Source organism: uncultured Campylobacter sp. (assembly GCF_937890585.1).
Classification (GTDB): domain Bacteria; phylum Campylobacterota; class Campylobacteria; order Campylobacterales; family Campylobacteraceae; genus Campylobacter_A.
Genome location: NZ_CALACG010000223.1, coordinates 1 through 5,033, shown reverse-complemented (window position 1 = coordinate 5,033; position 5,033 = coordinate 1). Strand labels below are relative to the sequence as shown.

The 5,033-nt window shown below is 39.4% G+C and carries 10 protein-coding genes; all 10 read left to right on the top strand.

Features of this window, described 5'->3' with window-relative positions:
• Positions 1-188: 188 nt before the first annotated feature.
• Positions 189-524, top strand: coding sequence for a hypothetical protein (locus Q0296_RS06665; RefSeq protein ID WP_298038325.1), 336 nt, complete (start codon positions 189-191; stop codon positions 522-524).
• 2 nt (positions 525-526) lie between these two features.
• Positions 527-817 carry a hypothetical protein gene (locus tag Q0296_RS06660; RefSeq protein WP_298038322.1) on the top strand — a complete coding sequence of 97 codons (291 nt, stop codon included), beginning with the start codon at positions 527-529 and terminating at the stop codon, positions 815-817.
• The gene (locus Q0296_RS06655; protein ID WP_298038320.1) at positions 804-926 is read left to right on the top strand and encodes a hypothetical protein; all 123 of its coding nucleotides are present in this window, start codon (positions 804-806) and stop codon (positions 924-926) included. Before Q0296_RS06660 ends, Q0296_RS06655 begins: the two co-directional genes overlap by 14 nt.
• Positions 923-1,108 carry a hypothetical protein gene (locus Q0296_RS06650; RefSeq protein ID WP_298038317.1) on the top strand — a complete coding sequence of 62 codons (186 nt, stop codon included), beginning with the start codon at positions 923-925 and terminating at the stop codon, positions 1,106-1,108. The genes Q0296_RS06655 and Q0296_RS06650 overlap by 4 nt, the downstream gene beginning before the upstream one ends.
• A gap of 103 nt (positions 1,109-1,211) precedes the next feature.
• Positions 1,212-2,126, top strand: a complete 915-nt coding sequence (locus Q0296_RS06645) for a hypothetical protein (RefSeq protein ID WP_298038314.1) — start codon at positions 1,212-1,214, stop codon at positions 2,124-2,126.
• A gap of 11 nt (positions 2,127-2,137) precedes the next feature.
• Positions 2,138-2,611: a DUF4406 domain-containing protein gene (locus Q0296_RS06640; RefSeq protein ID WP_298038312.1), complete on the top strand. Its 474-nt coding sequence runs from the start codon at positions 2,138-2,140 to the stop codon at positions 2,609-2,611.
• Positions 2,611-2,793 carry a helix-turn-helix domain-containing protein gene (locus tag Q0296_RS06635; protein ID WP_103603447.1) on the top strand — a complete coding sequence of 61 codons (183 nt, stop codon included), beginning with the start codon at positions 2,611-2,613 and terminating at the stop codon, positions 2,791-2,793. The genes Q0296_RS06640 and Q0296_RS06635 overlap by 1 nt, the downstream gene beginning before the upstream one ends.
• Position 2,794: 1 nt before the next feature.
• Positions 2,795-3,730 (top strand): DNA methyltransferase, encoded by a 936-nt coding sequence (locus tag Q0296_RS06630; protein WP_298038307.1) that lies wholly within the window; start codon positions 2,795-2,797, stop codon positions 3,728-3,730.
• An 8-nt stretch (positions 3,731-3,738) separates the two neighbouring features.
• Positions 3,739-4,017 (top strand): hypothetical protein, encoded by a 279-nt coding sequence (locus Q0296_RS06625; RefSeq protein ID WP_298038302.1) that lies wholly within the window; start codon positions 3,739-3,741, stop codon positions 4,015-4,017.
• Between the two features lie 9 nt (positions 4,018-4,026).
• Positions 4,027-5,033: DEAD/DEAH box helicase family protein (locus tag Q0296_RS06620; protein ID WP_298038299.1), on the top strand; the 1,007-nt coding region annotated here is incomplete at its 3' end.

The following is a 5,033-nucleotide window of genomic DNA, read 5'->3' as shown; positions in this document are numbered from 1 at the left end:
CAACTCTTTTAAAACCGGCACAACATCATCATAAGACGTCATTTTGTTTCCTTTTTTAAAAAAATATTTCATTTTGTATTGACATATACATCATTATGATGTATAATCCACTCATCAAAATTATTTTTGATAACAATTATAAATCGTAAGCCATAAATGAGGCTTAAGAAAATAAAAAAGGATACGAGATGCCAAAAGATAGCATTTTAGACGAGATAGGCGACTTAGAATTTGAGCTTACGACTTGCGAGGCAGATATAAAAATCTCTAAAAAAAAGATGCGCTACTTCAAAGAGCAGATTGACGCTCTCACACACAAGCGCGAGCTAACAAATAAGACTTTTTCGCTTTGTTCTTTTATTTCAAGTGGCGAAAGTATAAGGCTAAGGCGCAAAATAGACCGCTTAGACGAGCTTATTGCTATGTATAAAGCCGACTTAAAAGATGCTGGCAAAACAAAGATAAAAGCAGAGATCAGAAAAACAAAAATATTAATCATGCTAGACGGACTAAGTAAGGAGTAGAAATGCTTACACTCTCGATGATGGTATATAACGAGACAGGTATAAATTTAAAAGAGTATTGCAAACAAAGAGGACTACCTCAAATCTCAAATGGCTCATACGTGAGTAGGCGAGCGGCGAGAGTGCTAGACGCTGACGGCATCCCTTGGCGTGAGTCGTCAAACGCCCAAATAAGTGGCGGATCAAACGGCGCGGTGTTTTATATTAGCGAGGGGGTGGTTAAAGCGCCAGATGGCAGCTCGCGAGAAATGGATAAAAAAGAGGCAGAGGAGTTATTCCGTGCATACGACTAAAACGATAGGCGAAATTTTAGCTTTTATTGACGCGATGGCGGCGCTTGGCTATGAGGTCGAGCTAACAAAAGACGGCAATTTTAAGGGCATGAGAAAGGCTAAGAAATGAATACAGAGTTACTTGAAAATTTAAAGAGATTTTTTGAGGTAAGAAATGCTATCGATAGGTTAGATATGCAGATAAAAGAGTTAAGAGAAGACCGCAAAAATTACCTTGATACATTAGAAAGACTAAGTGACAAGATAGAAGTAGGGCTCCACCTTGAAAAAGAGGAAGGTAAAGATGAGTAATTATGCTTGGCTTGTCGTATTTTGTATTGCGGCGATGATTTGTGCGTTATTAGAAGAGTTGATCAATAAATTTTGATCTTGCATTTGATAGAGGAGTATCGATATGAGCGCTAAATTTAAGAGTGTCAAAAATGCCAAAGGGCTAAAGGTTGATTTTAGCACTGGCATTGATGCGTATCGTTTTATCCTCTCAAAGTCTAGCTTTTTAAAATTTATGAAGAAGATAGAGCTAAATACAAAACTAAGAAACATTAACAGAAATAAAGCGATCACGACTTACGTCAAAGAAAAATATAAAAAAGATAAGCCAGACGAGCCGCTTTTATTGCCTGAAGATGTGAAGTACAAGATCCGCTATGTGAGCTTTAAAAGAGGCGTGACGAGCTTAACTAACTCGATGATCGTAATTGAGAATTCAAACGAGCTAAATGATCTTTGTAAAAAGCGTAAAAAACCTTACGGCTACTATATAAAAGTAGTCTTTGCAGGACTTTACCAGCCTAGCCGTGAAGTCTTTAAAGAAACTTACAAAGTGCTAAGTAAATTTTTAAGACGTTTTAAGCCTTACGAATTTGACATAGCGCACGACTTTAAGTGCGACGAGCAGGCAGGGTCAAGCTCAAAAGAGTGGTTTGCAAAGCGTTTTACTCGTTTTGGTGACAAGTTTATAAGCTACAAAACAACTATATATGAAAACGAGTGTTATGAGCGATTTTACGGCTTAAAAAAGGTCTGCTTTTACGACAAATTCGAAAAGCAAACAAACTACCACCATCAAAAGCTAGACGAGAGTTTAAAAGGGTGGCATAGGCTAGAGCTTACATTTAGGCTAAGGGACAAATTTATCGACCACGCAGAATATGACCGCTTGGCGGAGTATGTGGCCGTGATGGATGAGATGATTAACCGACTAACGGGTAACGCCTATCCTTACGGCGTGGATATTGGTGTGCTTGGCGAGCAAGTGGCTTTTATAAAAGATAACAGACGTCATTTATCTTTTACAAAATCCGCATAAAAAGGCAGAGTATGTTTAAGACACAAAAAGCGGCATTTGCATTTAGCAAGGATGAGCTAAGAAATTTAGTTGAGGGCTACCCCTCTATAAGACATTTGAGAGAGGCTTATGCGATGAAAGCAGAAAAGACGCTAAAAGTATATGTTGCAAGCCCCTATGATACGGTGCTAAATGCAGGCTTTAGCGTTGGCGATGCCTTTTATTTAGCAGGCAAAGCACAAGATAGGGCTAAGCATATCTTTAGCTCGAAATTTAGCTTTTTCGTGCCAGTTTTGGAGTTTGGCGAGCTTGATATAAGCCGCGACGAGGCTATGAAAAAGTGTTTTGGTGAGCTTAAAAAGTGCGATTTTCTCTTTATCGCCGACGTGCTTTACAACGATAAAAGCAAAGGGATAAAAGAGGAGTACGAATTCGCAAAAGCCAATCATATATGTGTAGTTTTTGAGAATTTGCAGATCAAAGAGCGATTTTTAAAGGGTGAATGATGAAAATAGAAAAAATAAATTATATGAGCTACAAGGATGCGGCAGCGATGCTAAATTTAAGCATCATAACGATCAAAAAATGGGCGCAAAAGGGCATCATAAAGCGCTACGCCGTAACTGCTAGAAGTGTTTTTGTCGATCGCGATGAGATTTTAGAGCTTATCAAGAGCAAAGAGGCGTAAGATGGACGTTTTAGATCAAGTTATAAGCGATGACTACGCTATTTATAACGGCGATAGTTGCGAAGTGATAAAGGGCTTTGAGGATGAGAGCGTGCATTATATTATCTATTCTCCGCCCTTTGATAGTCTTTATACTTATTCAAACTCGGATCGTGATATGGGCAACTCGGACAAAGGCGAATTTATGGTGCATTTTGAGTTTTTAGCTCGTGAGCTTTTTAGAGTGCTAAAAAGTGGGCGATTGATGAGTTTTCACTGCATGAATTTGCCATATTCTAAATTTAAGGATGGCTATATCGGCATCCGTGATTTTAGAGGCGAGCTTATAAAGCTTTTTGAAAGCGTGGGATTTATTTTTCACTCTGAGGTGTGCATTTGGAAAGATCCAGTTGTGGCGCAACAACGCACTAAGGCGCTCGGACTACTGCATAAGCAGATCGTAAAAGATAGTGCGATGTGTAGGCAAGGCATAGCTGATTATTTAGTCACAATGAGAAAGCCTGGTGATAACGCTGAGCCGATAAGCGGTGGATTTGATCACTATGCAGGAGATGGAGCGCCGATCGCTGCTAAATTTGATGAGAGCAAAGGCAACCTTAACCGAGGTAGCATCGAAGTATGGCAAAGATACGCAAGCCCAGTATGGATGGATATAAACCAGTCTAACACTCTATCGTTAAAGGGTAGTAGAGACGATAACGACGAAAAGCATATATGTCCTTTGCAACTTGATGTGATTGAGCGCGCCTTACAGCTTTGGAGTAATGAAAACGACATCGTTTTTACTCCTTTTCTTGGTATTGGCTCAGAGGTCTATCAAGCTCTAAAAATGAGACGTAGAGGCATAGGCATCGAGCTAAAGCAGTCTTATTTTAATGTCGCTCGTAAAAATTGCGAGCTTGCGCTTCGTGAGCGTAGCGAGCAAAGCTTATTTTAGGGCTAAAAATGGATGATAAATTTGAGCCATATAGGCAAAAAGCTAAAGATGCTTGTAAGGATGAGATTAAAAAGTATGTCGCTTTAAATAAAGCGCTCTTTTTATCAAGGCTTGGTAAAAAAGAGATGGATTTATTAAGGAGTGATTTTGAAATCACGAGGCTTAAGACGCTATCAAAACTCATGGCGTCGCTTAGCCTAAAAGAGCATTTTGAGATTAGAGATTTGATAGTTGATGATGGCGAGATTAGATCCTTGCCTGAGTTTTTTCAAAGCTGCTTGCATTAAGGATAAAAAATGAGTGTTTTTGATTATGAAAGTTTTTTAAGACAAAAAGAGAAAAAGATAAATTTTAAAAGTGTTGATATAAAAAGAGATGATTTGCATAGCGCGCTCTTTGAGTATCAAAAGGATCTAGTGTATTTAGCCCTTAAAAAAGGGCATTTTGCCATATTTGCCATGACTGGCAGCGGTAAAACTGCCATGCAAGGCGAGTGGGCTTATAGGGTGTGGCAAAAAGAGCGTAAGCCAGTACTTATCATCGCCCCTTTGGCGGTCGCTCATCAAAGTATCGATGAGATTAAAGAGCTTTTAGGTTATGAAGTTAAATTTTGTGAGAGCAGCGAGGATGTTATCAACGGCTTAAATATCACAAACTACGAAAAGCTGGATAAATTTAACCTAGATGAGTTTGTGGGCGTTGTGCTTGACGAGAGCAGCCGCATAAAAAGCTACACATCAAAGAGTAGAGATATTATCATAGAGGGCTTTAAACACACGCCTTATAAGCTCGCTTGTAGTGCCACGCCGTCGCCAAACGACTATACGGAGCTAGGCAACCATACTGAATTTTTAAACGTGATGAGTCTTAGTGAGATGTTAGCTACTTACTTTATCCATGATGGTAGTGACACATCAAAATGGATATTAAAAGGTCATGCACAAAAGCCATTTTGGCGCTTTGTAAGCTCTTGGAGTGCGTTTTTTACAAAGCCTAGCGATCTAGGATATAGTCTTGATGAAGACTCTAAATTTAAACTACCACCGCTAAAAATGCACCATATCGAAGTCGAGCATAGGCCAAAAACTTCACTTTTTGCAACCTCAGCACAAACACTAAGCGAGAGGCGAGAGGCTAAAAAGGAGAGTTTAGAGGACAGATGCGAGGCGGTCGCGAATATCGTAAATAATAGCGATGAAAACTATCTTATATGGTGCGAGCTAAACGACGAGGGCAAATTACTAAAAGAGCTAATAGCTGGCGCAGTTGAGATCAAAGGTAGCGACATGGATGAGTATAAGGC